Annotated in this window: 14 protein-coding genes and 1 pseudogene; 5 read left to right on the top strand and 10 right to left on the bottom strand. The window is 54.6% G+C overall.

Annotated elements, in window-relative coordinates; translation table 11 throughout:
• Together MKZ15_RS07335 and MKZ15_RS07330 are read right to left on the bottom strand one after the other, a co-directional pair.
• Nucleotides 1-324 (bottom strand): hypothetical protein, encoded by a 324-nt coding sequence (locus MKZ15_RS07335; protein WP_339820985.1) that lies wholly within the window; start codon nt 322-324, stop codon nt 1-3.
• A complete protein-coding gene (locus MKZ15_RS07330) occupies nt 278-757 on the bottom strand; it encodes a hemerythrin domain-containing protein (RefSeq protein ID WP_339820983.1) in 480 nt (159 codons plus the stop codon). Before MKZ15_RS07330 ends, MKZ15_RS07335 begins: the two co-directional genes overlap by 47 nt.
• 367 nt (nt 758-1,124) lie before the next feature.
• On the opposite strand from MKZ15_RS07330, the gene yhbH reads away from it, so the two are divergent.
• Together yhbH and MKZ15_RS07320 are read left to right on the top strand one after the other, a co-directional pair.
• Nucleotides 1,125-2,294 carry a sporulation protein YhbH gene (gene yhbH / locus MKZ15_RS07325; RefSeq protein WP_339820982.1) on the top strand — a complete coding sequence of 390 codons (1,170 nt, stop codon included), beginning with the start codon at nt 1,125-1,127 and terminating at the stop codon, nt 2,292-2,294.
• On the top strand, nt 2,291-3,730 hold the full coding sequence (locus tag MKZ15_RS07320) for a SpoVR family protein (protein WP_155607103.1): 1,440 nt from the start codon (nt 2,291-2,293) through the stop codon (nt 3,728-3,730). The genes yhbH and MKZ15_RS07320 overlap by 4 nt, the downstream gene beginning before the upstream one ends.
• 1 nt (nt 3,731) lies before the next feature.
• Here the strand turns inward: MKZ15_RS07320 and MKZ15_RS07315 are convergent, their stop codons facing one another.
• The 3 genes from MKZ15_RS07315 to MKZ15_RS07305 form a co-directional block, all read right to left on the bottom strand.
• Entirely contained in the window at nt 3,732-4,235 is a 504-nt protein-coding gene (locus tag MKZ15_RS07315; RefSeq protein ID WP_339820980.1) for a hypothetical protein, read from the bottom strand.
• Nucleotides 4,236-4,355: 120 nt separating this feature from the next.
• Nucleotides 4,356-4,682: a hypothetical protein gene (locus MKZ15_RS07310; protein ID WP_339820978.1), complete on the bottom strand. Its 327-nt coding sequence runs from the start codon at nt 4,680-4,682 to the stop codon at nt 4,356-4,358.
• A 224-nt stretch (nt 4,683-4,906) separates the two neighbouring features.
• Nucleotides 4,907-6,802, bottom strand: a complete 1,896-nt coding sequence (locus MKZ15_RS07305) for a PrkA family serine protein kinase (protein ID WP_155607100.1) — start codon at nt 6,800-6,802, stop codon at nt 4,907-4,909.
• Between the two features lie 229 nt (nt 6,803-7,031).
• Between MKZ15_RS07305 and MKZ15_RS07300 the strand changes: the two genes are divergently transcribed.
• Entirely contained in the window at nt 7,032-7,790 is a 759-nt protein-coding gene (locus MKZ15_RS07300; protein ID WP_339820975.1) for a DUF2161 family putative PD-(D/E)XK-type phosphodiesterase, read from the top strand.
• 62 nt (nt 7,791-7,852) lie between these two features.
• On the opposite strand, the gene MKZ15_RS07295 is transcribed toward MKZ15_RS07300, so the two are convergent.
• Together MKZ15_RS07295 and MKZ15_RS07290 are read right to left on the bottom strand one after the other, a co-directional pair.
• The gene (locus tag MKZ15_RS07295; RefSeq protein ID WP_155607098.1) at nt 7,853-7,993 is read right to left on the bottom strand and encodes a hypothetical protein; all 141 of its coding nucleotides are present in this window, start codon (nt 7,991-7,993) and stop codon (nt 7,853-7,855) included.
• Nucleotides 7,994-8,027: 34 nt separating this feature from the next.
• Complete coding sequence (locus tag MKZ15_RS07290; RefSeq protein ID WP_339820973.1) at nt 8,028-9,398, bottom strand: aminotransferase class I/II-fold pyridoxal phosphate-dependent enzyme; 1,371 nt, start codon at nt 9,396-9,398, stop codon at nt 8,028-8,030.
• A gap of 198 nt (nt 9,399-9,596) precedes the next feature.
• Between MKZ15_RS07290 and MKZ15_RS07285 the strand changes: the two genes are divergently transcribed.
• A complete protein-coding gene (locus tag MKZ15_RS07285; protein ID WP_339820971.1) occupies nt 9,597-10,007 on the top strand; it encodes a hypothetical protein in 411 nt (136 codons plus the stop codon).
• Nucleotides 10,004-11,071, top strand: coding sequence for a phosphodiester glycosidase family protein (locus MKZ15_RS07280; protein WP_193418311.1), 1,068 nt, complete (start codon nt 10,004-10,006; stop codon nt 11,069-11,071). Before MKZ15_RS07285 ends, MKZ15_RS07280 begins: the two co-directional genes overlap by 4 nt.
• Nucleotides 11,072-12,046: 975 nt before the next feature.
• On the opposite strand, the gene MKZ15_RS07275 is transcribed toward MKZ15_RS07280, so the two are convergent.
• From MKZ15_RS07275 to trmL, 3 genes and pseudogenes are all read right to left on the bottom strand, one after another.
• Entirely contained in the window at nt 12,047-12,292 is a 246-nt protein-coding gene (locus MKZ15_RS07275) for an AbrB/MazE/SpoVT family DNA-binding domain-containing protein (RefSeq protein WP_155607094.1), read from the bottom strand.
• Nucleotides 12,293-12,383: 91 nt separating this feature from the next.
• Nucleotides 12,384-12,677: pseudogene (locus tag MKZ15_RS07270) on the bottom strand (DapH/DapD/GlmU-related protein); the annotation flags it as partial.
• A 26-nt stretch (nt 12,678-12,703) separates the two neighbouring features.
• Nucleotides 12,704-13,168, bottom strand: a complete 465-nt coding sequence (trmL, locus tag MKZ15_RS07265) for a tRNA (uridine(34)/cytosine(34)/5-carboxymethylaminomethyluridine(34)-2'-O)-methyltransferase TrmL (RefSeq protein ID WP_155607093.1) — start codon at nt 13,166-13,168, stop codon at nt 12,704-12,706.
• Nucleotides 13,169-13,245 lie beyond the last annotated feature (77 nt).

The raw sequence follows: 13,245 nt of genomic DNA, 5'->3' as shown, positions 1-13,245 counted from the left end.
TCAACTCCTTTTATAGTAATCCGCGATCAATGCCTGTTTGACTCGTTCGGCGGCTTCCCGCAGGAATCCCCTGATTCGTTCGTCATCGTGCTCAATCCAATCCCAAGGAATCACGCCGCTTTCCAGACGTTCAAACCGCTCGCCGTAGCGCACGCGAACGGCAACGCCCCGTTCATGGAGCTGCGCTCCCGCCTTGACGTCATAAGGGTGCAAACCCAAGCGCGCGAGCTCGTCCGTCAAACGGGAGTAAAGCCGCGGCTCAGCCGCGCGGAGCGGTTTATCCGGCAGCAAATCCGCCAATTTCGGGGCCGGAAGATGCGTCATGACGTACCGCCTCCATTTCTTTTTCCACCATGTCTTCTTCATACCGGTTATGCAGCTGGTCAACCAGGATTAGCGCTTGAAAGCGGTAGACCACTTGATCCCCGACCTCTCCCCGCTCCAAGCAATCCCTAATTTCGGCCACCAGTTCCCGCAGCAGTTGATGATCCCGGGTTAAAGCGGTGATGACATCCTTCAGCTGCGGCTTCAGTTCGAGCGCCTCGACGTACAGCCCTTCTTCCTCGCTCTGTGCGTGTTGAAGCGTGCGCGATTCCCAATGCTCCACGGCGATCCAGGCGATATCCAGCGCCTTCTCCGTTTCACCTCGGCTCAAACAGCGCGCGAGCAGCTCCGTGAGTTCCTTGGCCTCTTCCAACACCGCTTCATGAATCAATGCATGGCTGTCCACATTTCTTAAGGAGGGTCCCGATCTCATGTTTTCACACCCCTTTTATGGCTAATTTTTACTAGGGTTCGCTTTAAAATTCCGAATTATACCACTTTTTGGGCAGAAAAAAGCCCGAAGCCTCGCTTTAACGCAAGGCTCCCGGCAATATCATGCATGCATATTCAAAGTAACGTTCCTCCCATGAATCCGTTCGGTCAGCGGCCGAAGCACATATCCCGGCTTCTTAAACCCTTCTAACTTCGATTCGGCTTAACGGGAGCCTCCGCTTTTTTCCAACTTTAATGTTTCCAAACCGGCGTAAGCTCCCTCACATATCGCCCCTCCCCGTGAATATACTTTATTTACATCCACAAATATAGCGTTCCGGGAAATCCCGATATGGAGGTGTTCATCTATGCCAACGCCTGATCGATATAACTTTGTCGTCTCCAAAGAGGATTGGTCGCTGCATCGCAAAGGGTATCAGGATCAACAGCGTCACCAGGAGAAAGTGCGGGAGGTCATCAAGCAGAATCTGCCTGACCTCGTCACCGAAGAAAATATCATTATGTCGGACGGCAAGCAGATCATTAAGGTTCCCCTCCGCAATTTGGAAGAGTACCGCTTTATCCATAACTACCAAAAACATAAGCATGTCGGCCAAGGTGACGGAAGCAGCGAAGTAGGGGATGTGCTTGGCCAGGACAGTCCCAAGGACAACGGAAAAGGCGGGAAAGGCGGCAAGGCCGGCGATCAACCTGGCTATGATTACGTGGAGGCCGAGATCAGCATCGAAGAGTTGGAGGATATGCTGTTCGATGAGATGGAACTGCCCTACATCCAGGAGAAAGACAAAGAAGAAATGGAAACCGAATCGATTCGTTTTAACGATATCCGCAAAAAAGGCCTGATGTCCAACATCGATAAGAAACGTACCATTCTGGAGAACTTGCGCCGGAACGCAACTGCCGGCACCCCTGGCATCCACGGCATTTCGCCGGATGATCTCCGCTACAAAACGTGGGAGGAGATCATTGTTCCCCGCTCCAACGCGGTCATTCTGGCGATGATGGATACGTCGGGTTCGATGGGCGCATTCGAGAAATACTGCGCACGCAGCTTCTTCTTCTGGATGACCCGGTTTTTGCGGCGTCAGTACGAGAAGGTGGAGATCGTCTTTCTGGCGCATCATACCGAAGCGAAGGAGGTCAGCGAAGAGGAGTTTTTCAGCCGGGGGGAAAGCGGCGGCACCATCTGCTCTTCGGTTTATCAAAAAGCGCTGGAGATCATCGATTCCCGTTATTCGCCGTCCAGCTACAATATCTATCCGTTCCACTTCTCCGACGGCGATAACCTGACCTCCGACAACGAGCGCTGCGTCAAGCTGATCGGTGAACTGATGAAGCGCAGCAACCTGTTTGGGTACGGGGAGGTCAACCAGTACAACCGCGGCAGCACCTTGATGTCCGCTTACCGGACGATCAAGCAGGAGAAATTCATGTATTACGTCATTAAGGAAAAGGGCGAGGTTTATAACGCGTTAAAGCGGTTTTTCCACAAGCGCGAAGGGGGTGCGGCCAGTTGAGCAGCGAAATGGAACAGCTCGAATACGCCATCGCGGAAATCATGGAAATCGCCGACTCCTTCGGGCTTGATTATTATCCGATGCGGTACGAAATTTGCCCCGCCGATATCATCTATACGTTTGGCGCCTACGGCATGCCAACCCGCTTCTCGCACTGGAGCTTCGGCAAAACATTTAACAAGATGAAGATGCAATACGATTTTGGATTAAGCAAAATCTACGAGCTCGTCATCAACTCGAACCCGTGTTACGCCTTTTTGTTGGAAGGCAATTCGCTGATCCAGAACAAACTGATCGTTGCCCACGTGCTGGCACATTGCGATTTCTTCAAAAACAACATGCGATTCTCCGCGACCAACCGGGATATGGTGGAGAGCATGTCTGCGACCGCCGAGCGAATCAGCCGATATGAATTGGCTTATGGCGCGAGTACCGTGGAAAGCTTTATCGACGCCGTGCTCGCGGTCCAGGAGCATGTAGACCCGCAGTTGATCAAGCCAATGCGGTACGACAAACGCCGACAAATGGAGGAGAAGCTTCGCCGGGCCAAGGACGGACGGTATGGGCAGGTGAAGGAGGGCGCCTACGACGATCTGTGGTCGCTGGACGAGAATCCGAGCGGACGCTCGGCGGAAGCCAAAGAAAAAGCCGTCCAATTTCCGCCCGAGCCGGAGAAAGATCTCGTTTGGTTTATACAGGAATACTCGGAAGCGCTGGAGGATTGGCAGCGGGATATCATGAGCATGCTGCGCGAAGAAATGTTGTATTTCTGGCCGCAGATGGAAACGAAGATCATGAACGAGGGCTGGGCTTCCTACTGGCATCAGCGCATTATCCGCGAACTCGACCTCACCAGCGACGAAACGGTCGAATTCGCCAAGCTGAACTCCTCGGTCGTCCAGCCGTCGCGGCAAAGCTTGAACCCGTATTACCTCGGGCTCAAGATCTTCGAGGACATCGAACGCCGCTGGGATCACCCGACCGAAGAGGAACGCCGCCGCTTTGGCCGCGAGCCCGGGCAAGGCCGGGAGAAAATCTTCGAAGTGCGCGAGCTCGACTCCGACACTTCGTTCCTCCGCAGCTATTTGACCAAAGAACTCGTCCGCGACCTGGATTTGTACATTTTCGAGAAGCAAGGCCCGGAGTGGAAAATCACCGACAAAACCTGGGAGCATATCCGCGACCAGCTGGTCGCCTCCCGCGTGAACGGAGGCTCCCCGTACATCGTCGTCCAGGACGGCGACTACCTGCGCTCCGGCGAGCTGCTGCTGAAGCATCAGTATGAGGGGCTTGAGCTGGACCTGAAATACCTGGAGCACACGCTCCCCCACGTTTACAAGCTGTGGGGCCGCCCCGTACACCTGGAGACGGTGGTGGAAGAGAAGCGCGCGATGTTCTCCTATGACGGGCAGAAGCATGTGAGGAAGATGATTTGAGTTAGATCACCTTCAGGCTGAAATAGAAATCACTTTGACCTTGATCCAGGAACCATTCGCAATGGATGCGGTACAGGTAGATACCTGTCACTTGAGGAACCTTATAAGGGTCATTGAGGGCTCCGCCTTCCGGGTCCGTCCCCGTTAGCGTGAATTCCTTGATGCCCTCTGGAGCCTCGGTATCGATCGGAGCGCCTCCCGGAACAACGGCTGCCTTTAGTTCGGGGAGGCTGGCATCCACGCTGACGCAGCTGCCTTCGCTGCTAAGGACTGGCGAGCACCAAGAGTAACTGGCCCGGGCAACCTCGATGGCGGTTCCTTGTACGGTAACGGTGGGCGAGGGTGGGGTGCCTGCGATGACCCATTTGGAATGAATGGTTTGCTGGATGTCAGATGGATCCACAGGCTCGTTCTGCCGTAAGCCAACCGAATAACCCGCCCAGAAGGTACACGCTACTATCGCAAGTGCAACTACGGTTAACATGAGTTTGTTACCCTTTTCCATGGAATCCTCCCGCATTTGTTTCTTATAATAACGTTGCCGTTGAGTTGGATGTTTCAATTCAAAAGTAGAGCCGCCTCGATCCTATCGATCAGGCGGCTCTTGTTCTGCATGCGGAACCCGTCAGGACAGCAAAGCGATGACCAGCAGTTCGTAAAGCACCAGCGTCAAGATCATCTCATCGCTTGGACTTGGGCCCCAGAAGGGTGCGCCAAAGGCCCGCTGGCCCCCGTGCCGTGGAACGGCCAAATGCATCATCCCGCCTTGGCAGCTGACGATCCGGCCGACATGCACATGACCGTCCATCGTCTCAATACGGACTCTTTGATTGACATGCTGACGGCAGATACCTTGCACTCGGTCGCGGATCGATCGCAAATGCTGCGCGGATTGCGGGTCCGCCTGATAAACGATGCGTTGTTGAGGGTGCCCCCATGGTTGAACACTCATTCGTTATTCGCCTCCAAGGTTTCAAGTTCAAGTTATCGTATGCGGATACCTAGAGGGCGGTGAGGCGGGACGATGGGGAAATCGGAATTCGAACGGCCTTCTCGCTCCAAATTAACGGTAGAAAATCCAGTTAAACTCGACACGTCGGTTGGAGACGCGCTGGGCATAGCAAATAACGCAAAAAAAGGGGAGGGTTTCCCCTCCACCTTAACTTTTTCAACTTATTACCGGTTTAACAAACTGCCCACATATCGCAGCAGCTCGTTGGCGCAAACCGGGCAGTAGCCATGCTCGTCGATCAGCCGCTTGCTGACCTCGTTGATGCGTTTGAGTTGGTTTTCGTCCGGCGTTTTGGTCGAGGTCGTGATCTTCACGATGTCCTTGAGATCGGCGAACAGCTTCTTCTCGATCGCTTCCCGCAGCCGGTCGTGGTGATTATATTCGAATTTCCGCCCTTTGCGCGAGTACGCGGAGATGCGGATCAGGATTTCCTCTCTGAACGCCTTTTTGGCGTTTTCCGAGATGCCGATTTGCTCTTCGATCGAGCGCATCAGCCGCTCGTCGGGATCCATCTCCTCATCGGTGAGCGGATCGCGGATTTTCGTCCAGTTGCAGAACGCCTCGATATTGTCGAGGTAGTTCTCGAACAAGGTGCGCGCCGATTCCTCGAACGAGTAAACGAACGCTTTTTGTACTTCTTTTTTGGCGAGCTCATCATATTCCTTACGGGCAATGCTGATAAAGTTCAGGTAGCGCTCGCGTTCTTCCTTCGTGATCGAAGCATGCTGGTCCAGGCCGTCCTTAATGGCCCGCAAAATATCCAAGGCGCCCATGCAATGCAAATCCTGCTTGATTAGCGCGCTGGAAATCCGGTTGATGACATACCGCGGATCGACGCCGGACATGCCCTCCTCCAGGTACTCGTTTTGCAGCTCCTTCAAATCGGCGTCTTTGTAGCCCTCGACCTCTTCGCCGTCGTAGAGGCGCATTTTTTTCACCAGATCGACGCCTTGCTTCTTCGTCTCCTTCAACCGGGTCAAGATGGAGAAGATCGCTGCCGCCCTCAGGGCATGCGGGGCAATATGGATGTGACTCATATCGCTTTGGCCGATCAGCTTGGCGTAAATTTTCTCCTCTTGCGACACCTTGAGGTTATAGGGAATCGGCATGACGATCATCCGCGACTGCAACGCTTCGTTTTTCTTATTCGCGATAAAAGATTTATACTCCGCTTCGTTGGTATGCGCGATGATCAGCTCATCCGCCGAGATCAACGCGAACCGCCCCGCCTTGAAATTCCCCTCCTGCGTCAGAGACAGCAGGTTCCACAGAAACTTCTCATCACATTTCAACATTTCCTGGAACTCCATCAGACCGCGGTTGGCTTTGTTCAGCTCGCCGTCAAAGCGGTACGCCCTTGGATCGGATTCCGACCCGTATTCCGTGATCGTGGAAAAATCGATGCTGCCGGTTAAATCGGCGATATCCTGCGACTTCGGATCCGACGGGCTGAATGTGCCGATCCCAATGCGGTCGTCTTCGGACAAGAGCACCCGCTCGACCTTGACGTTCTCGATGTCGCCGCCGTATTCCGTCTTCAGCCTCATTTGGCAAATCGGGCATAAATTGCCTTCGATCCGGACACCCAGCGTTCGTTCCACGTCCGGACGGAGCTCATGCGGAACCAGGTGAAGCGGGTCCTCATGCATCGGGCAACCCGCGATCGCGTACACCGCCCCTTTATCGGTCCGAGAAAACTTCTCGAGTCCGCGCTTCAGCAGCGTAACCAGCGTCGATTTGCCCCCGCTCACCGGTCCCATCAGCAGCAAGATCCGCTTGCGCACGTCGAGCCGGCGGGCGGCGGAGTGAAAGTACTCCTCGACCAGCTTTTCGACGGCCCGATCGAGCCCGAAGATTTCTTGTTCAAAAAATTTATACCTTTTCCTGCCATCATCCTCTTCTATGCCATAGGACTTAATCATTTCATAAACCCGGGCATGGGCGGTCATCGCCGGCGAAGGGTCTTTGGCCAACAGTTCGACATAATCTTTAAATGTGCCGCTCCACGACAAGGAGTCGCTTTCCGCCCGGTAAGCCGCTAAACGCTCAAAAATGTCCATGTTAGGTACCTCCTGTACTCCCGCTTTGGGGGTTCTCCCGCGTCCCCGATCTTTAGAACTTGCCTGACCAGTGTATGGAGCTTCCACGATAAAAAGTGTATTACATACCTATGCGCGTGAATGGGAGAAGTTGACCTTTTTTCCGACGAAAATATTCGGATGGAAAAAGTAGGAATTGAGGTTTGTGATATACTTTTTACATGATCATGGGAAGGAAAAGGGGATCGTCATGGCGGTACAGCATGAGACGGAATTGTACGCTCCGCTGAAGGCTTTTTTTGAGGAGCGCGGATATGTGATCAAGAGCGAGGTGCGGCATTGCGACCTGGTTGGCGTTCGGCCGGGCAGCGATGAACCGCTGATCGTGGAAATGAAAAAGACGTTTAATCTTCCCCTGCTGCTGCAGGGTTTGGAACGCCAGCGCCTCAGCCCCGAGGTGTATTTGGCTGTAGAACGGAATCGCGCCAAAAAAGGGGCGCACAACCAGCGTTGGAGCGAAATCACGCTGCTTTGCCGCCGGCTGGGGCTGGGACTGATCGCGGTTACTCGGTATAAAACAAAACCCGCTTTCGTGGAGATCCTGTGTGCGCCGGGGAACGAGGCCTTGTACACGCCGGGGCCGAAAGTGGTCAAACGCCGGGCGGAGAAGCTGCTGCATGAGTTCCACGAACGAAGCGGCGACTACAACGTTGGCGGCAGCACCGGCACCAAGCTGGTGACGGCCTACCGCGAACGGGCGCTGCGCATCGCGCTCGCCATCGAGGAGGGCGGCGGCGAGATGTCGCCGAAGGACGCGCGTGACCGCAGCGGCGTCGGCACGGCCGCCGCGATCCTGCAGCGCGATTACTACGGCTGGTTCCGCCGCGTCGTCCGCGGGCGCTACGCGCTGACGCCGGACGGCGCAGAGGGGCTGCGTCAGTATGCCCACGTCGTCGACGGGTGGCGCCGGGTAGCGGCGACCGCGGAGCGGGAAGGGGAGCGCCTCTAGGAACTGGCGGGATGGTGATACGCTGGTCTATCCTAGACCCATGGAATTAATCCTTGGCCCGCTCAGCTCTGATCTTTATCCCGTTGATCTTTAGGTTCCGGGATTTGATTCAGACCTCTCATGAATAACAGATACACATAGACGGCCAGACCCAGGCCTGCCATAAACAGAACGAATTTCCCTATTGCCCATAACGTCGCCATCGTTCTACCTCCCTTATTGCGATTCGGGCAGCCTTCATTCGTCCACGGAGCGCGCCGTGAACTCGGCGAGGGCGGCGGTGAGACGCGCCAGCCCCTCGCGCAGCCGCGCCGGTTCGTGCGCGGCGACGGTGAGCCGGATGAAGCGATCATCCGGCTCTTTGGCATAGCACAGCGTCCCCGGCAGGAACGCTGTGTCTTCCAGCAGCGAAGCGCGCAGCAGCGCTTCGCTGGAGACCCCGGCGGGCAGGCGCAGCCAGAGGTACAGCCCGCCGCCGGGGTCTTCTACGCAGGCGCCGCGCCAAGCGGGCGCCTGCAGCAGCTCCAGCGCGAGCGCGCGCCGCGCGGCATACGCCGCCGCAGCCTCGGCGGCGGCGGCGCTCCCGCGCCCCGGCGGCTGGGCGAGCCAGGCGTGGAGCCGCCCGGCTCGCTCGGCCACGGCCGCCCCCGCGGCGCTGGAGCTGCCCAGCGATGGAACGCGGCGCAGCCGTTCCATCGTTTTCGCATCGCCGCGCAGCCAGGCCAGCGGCAGCTGCGGCGTCAGCGTCCGTTCCAGAGAGCCGAGGCTGACGATCTCGGCTCCCCATAGGCCCGCTTGCTGGCGCAGCACATCCAGCGACGTCGTGTCCCCTTGTCCCCCGTTTTCTTTCAGATCCTTGGATAGGTCCTCTACTTCTGTTCCCGCCATCTCCTTAGCCGTACCTTCACACTCTGTCCCCGCCGTCTGCTCCAGTAAATCCTTGCTTCCCTTCTCTTCCCTATCGGTTACCGGATCTCCCACTTCGGCGAAGGGCACCAAGCTCGCCGTATCATCCATAACGATCGGCAGGCCCAGCCACTCGCTGAGCTCCAGCAGTGCCAGCTTGCGCTGCCGGCTCCACACCCGGCCGGACGGGTTCGAGTAATGCGGCGTTACATACGCCATAGCCGGGCGCCCCCCGGCCGCCTCGCATTTCCGCCGCAGGTCGTCCGGCAGCATGCCATCCCGGTCGCAGTCCACCGGGACCGCCCGGATGCCGCGGCGGCGCATCAGCTCCAGCGCCTCCGGTGCAGCCGGCGTCTCAACGAGCACCGTGCCGCCGCCGGGAACCAACGCCCGCAGCAGCAGGTCAAGCGCCCCATCGGCGCTTTCGGCCAGTATCCATTGCTGCGGTTCCTTGCTAATGCCTTCGGCTTCTTCGTATGCCGAAGCCAACCAATCCAGCAGCGTGCGAATCCCCCTGCGCTCCGCCGGCTCCCCCTCTTGCCCATTGTTGTCCACGCTATATTCCCGATCCAGGCGTGCTCCGACTCCGTTCCCATGCGGCCCAGCCAGCGAAATCAGGTTCCCTTCCCGCAACCGATCTTCGATTTCCCGGGCGAAAGCCGGCGGCAGTCGGCGCTTCAACATATCCAGACCCGTATCCACAAGCACACCCCGCTTTCATCTTGTATAAGCGATTGTACCTCAGGACAAATTTCCCAGACAATGGGGACTTAACTGCGCGTCATGCCTGATTTTGACGAATCATTGGCAAATCTATCATTTTTGCGAACCTAGTGTCGTCATGATAGAATGAAAACTGCATCATGACAACTTTTAATATTACTTATGAGGTGATTTACCATGTCTTACTCTACGGAACCTGCAACCGTCACCGAAACGAGTCGCAGCAGGAAGTCACGGCGGCCTTCCGTAGCCATGATCTTGTTGATTTGGGTCCTATTGATCGGCGCCGGGGTTACCGCGGCCTACATGTATAGCAATCATTTGAAGCAATCGATGATCGACCAGTTGGACATCAAATGGCAAAATGAAGCCGAACAAATGAAGGCGGATTATACAGCTCAGCTAACGGCTTTGTCCGGCGAGGTGAAGGATTTGCAAAGCAAGGTGGAAGCGTTCAACGAATTGCTTGAATTCACGAAAGACAACAGCAGCGAAAAAACGGATAACAGCAACAAATTGTATTCGCAATTGAGCGAGGTCAAGCAGCAGCTAGCCGCGCTTCAGAAGAAAATGGACCTGCTCAAATGATTACGCCGGTCAAACAAATCAACCGTTTTTTTCTGCTGACTACCGGCCCGTTGATCGGAATGCTGATTGCACTCTTCATCAGCGGAGCCGCCATCGAATGGAACCGAGCTCCCCATCCCATCACGCATGACGCTGAAGTTTTCCAAACCACGGCTTCGATTTTGGAAGGATTAACCAAGGCGGAGAAAGATGCCAAAACGACGATCTCCTCCATCCGCCAAACGGCCGAACTTTACCAGAAAACAACCCAAACGATGAGCACCATCGTCAAAACGGCAAAAACGACGGCAACTCGTCCTGAATCCATTTATAACCGACGTATTACGTCCAAGTTAGGTTCCCCCTTTGAGACCATTCAAAGTGACATGATTCGCATCGAATTGTACAAGGTTAACCCTGGCACTTATCGAGGGTATGCGATGAAGATCCGACTCAAGTCGCCGGACGCCATGAAAATGACGTTAGGGAAGGACCGTGTGGGTGGGGCGGAGACGACGAAGCAAGCCGTGCAGCGACATGGCGCGGTCGCTGGTATTAATGCCGGTGGATTTGCAGATTCCCGCGGGGAACGCTACCCTTTGAGCACCACGATCATGAACGGTCAGTACGTTAACGGCTTCGAGCCGACATATAAGGATTTGTTTTTTGTTGGAATGAATCGGTCGGGCCAACTGGTCGGCGGCAAGTTTCAGAGCAAGGCGAGCCTCGACAAGCTGCAGCCCAAGTTCGGCGCCTCCTTCGTGCCGATCCTGCTGCAGAACGGTGTGAAACTCCCGATCCCCCAAAAATGGAAGACGTCCCCGCTGCGCGCACCGCGTACGGTGATCGGGAATTACAAGGATGATCAGTTGCTTGTGCTAGTTGTCGACGGCGATAACGAAAAGGGACGTTCCGGTGCTACACTGGAAGAATTGCAGAACAAGCTGTGGAAGATGGGGGTACAGGATGCCTATAATTTGGACGGGGGTGGCTCTTCTACCCTGGTCGTCAATGGCCGAGTGATCAATAAACCATCTGATGGCGCACTTCGCCCAGTGCCCACTCATTTCTTGTTTTTCAAATAAGCATTGCGCCTCCACGCGATCGATTTGTCTATGAAATATTTCACATTTTGGATTTATTTTTGGGCCATCGCCGGGTATAATAGGATAAGGAGTACAACGTGGAGGTGTTCGGCTTTGTCATTCTCTTTAACGTTCTGGATTATTACTATCGTTTTGGCTATGTTTTTGTGCGGGATTTTGACTGCAGCCTATAACGAAGATAAAACCAAAGGCCTTTAATAGGTTAGTCAAAAAGGCGGCTTCCCATCACGAAGTAGTTCAATGAAGAAGGCTCGGCGTCGAATCTTAGGATTCAGCCGGGCCTTCTGTTGCTCTCGTAGCTCCTAGCTACGCTCCGCTACTCCGTCCCTAAGCTTCTTCCAACCTTCTCGATGCTGAAAACCCTCCCTTTTGACTTTAGATTGAACCGGTTAGTCAAAAAGGCGGCTTCCCATCACGAAGTAGTTCAATGAAGAAGGCTCGGCGTCGAATCTTAGGATTCAGCCGGGCCTTCCGTTGCTCTCGTAGCCCCTAGCTACGCTCCGCTACTCCGTCCCTAAGCTAACGGACACCAGAGATGCTATTACACGCATTTTGGGATCCGCCAAACTCTAACGGACCCAGGAGACCTTATTTCGCACAAAAAGGGCTCAAACGCCGCTCGAAGGTGCCGATAAGGTCTCTGGAGTCCGTTACAGCGGGAAATAACCGGGAAATCGGCAAATAAGGTCGCTACGGTCCGTTAGCGCTGACTGCGGCTCTGCTGCATTCAACCTCGAGGCCCTCAACAAAGACGATCTGCCACAGTCGGTGGCATCTTCCACTAGAATCATTCTGCGACGCATCGGCCACTAACCATCATCCTCCCCTGCGCTTAGCGCATGCGTCAGACAGAAATCGACGCAAGCCGACAAAATAAATAAACTTCCCGCGAGGGAAGCTTATTTATTGTTGTGCTCTGGTGCTGCTAAACGTATCAAACGTCCTGAAATGGATCTAGGACAGTTGGCTCATTTCGACCAGGCATTGATTGCAAATGGAACGCTCTTTGAAATCGCTCACGCCTTCCATCGATCCGCAGAAAACACATTTCGGCCGGTAACGCTCCAAAATGATGTGATCCCCTTGCACCAAAATCTCGACGGGATCTCCCTCGTTCATTTGATATCTCTTGCGAAGCGACTTGGGTAACACGATTCTCCCGAGTTGATCCACTTTACGGACCACACCAGCAGGTTTCATAAAATTGTACACCTCTCCTGAAAAATAGTTATGTAAAAATAGAACCAAATACCTAATCTATTATATTTCGCTATTTTTTTCAGGATTCCTGCTACATTTCCACGTTTTTAATTATTTTCGCAGGATTGCCCCCAACAACGGCTCCATTGGGCACATCTTTCGTCACGACCGCACCCGCGGAAATTACCGCGTTATCACCGATGGTTACCCCGGGAACGATCACGGCCCGACCGCCAATCCATACGTTGTTACCGATGTTCACCGGTTTGCCATATTTGGCCCCGGAGTTGCGTTCAGCCGGATCCAGCGGATGGGTTGCGGTATAAATGTGTACCCTTGGCGCCATAAAGCATTATTCCCCGATCCGCACCTCGCACACGTCCAAGGTCCTCTCTCTTTCGTCACTAAAACTTACTGCATCCCCGGAAAATCAAGCTGCCGCAGTGCCTCGTACACAATGATAGCCGCAGAGTTCGACAAATTGAGCGATCGGACCTTGTCGGTCATCGGCATGCGCATGACCGTTTCGGGATGGGCGGCCAAAATTTCAGGTGCCAAGCCTTTGGTTTCTTTACCAAACACGAAGAAATCTCCGTCCTGGAACTGAAAATCCGTATAACGCTTGTCCGCCTTTGTTGTAGCAAAGAAGAACCGGCTACCCGCATACTTCTCCTCTACTTCCTGAAAAGAATCGTGGTATTCGATATGCACCGCATACCAATAATCCAAACCAGCCCGCTTCATCGTAGCGTCGTCTGTCCGAAAACCAAGCGGACGCACCAGGTGCAGATGGATGCCCGTCGCTGCGCAGGTTCTGGCGATATTTCCCGTATTGGCCGGAATCTCCGGCTCCACCAGCACAATATGTAAGGCCATGATGATCGAACTCCTCGTCCTAAATAATAAAATCGGCCCATCAGAGACCGTACTTGTTTCATTATAGCAAATTTTGT

It is taken from the genome of Paenibacillus sp. FSL R7-0216 (genome assembly GCF_037969915.1).
Taxonomy (GTDB): Bacteria; Bacillota; Bacilli; order Paenibacillales; family Paenibacillaceae; genus Fontibacillus; species Fontibacillus rhizolycopersici.
The sequence above is the reverse complement of the archived record's forward strand: the minus strand, read 5'-3'. Positions and strand labels throughout refer to the sequence as shown.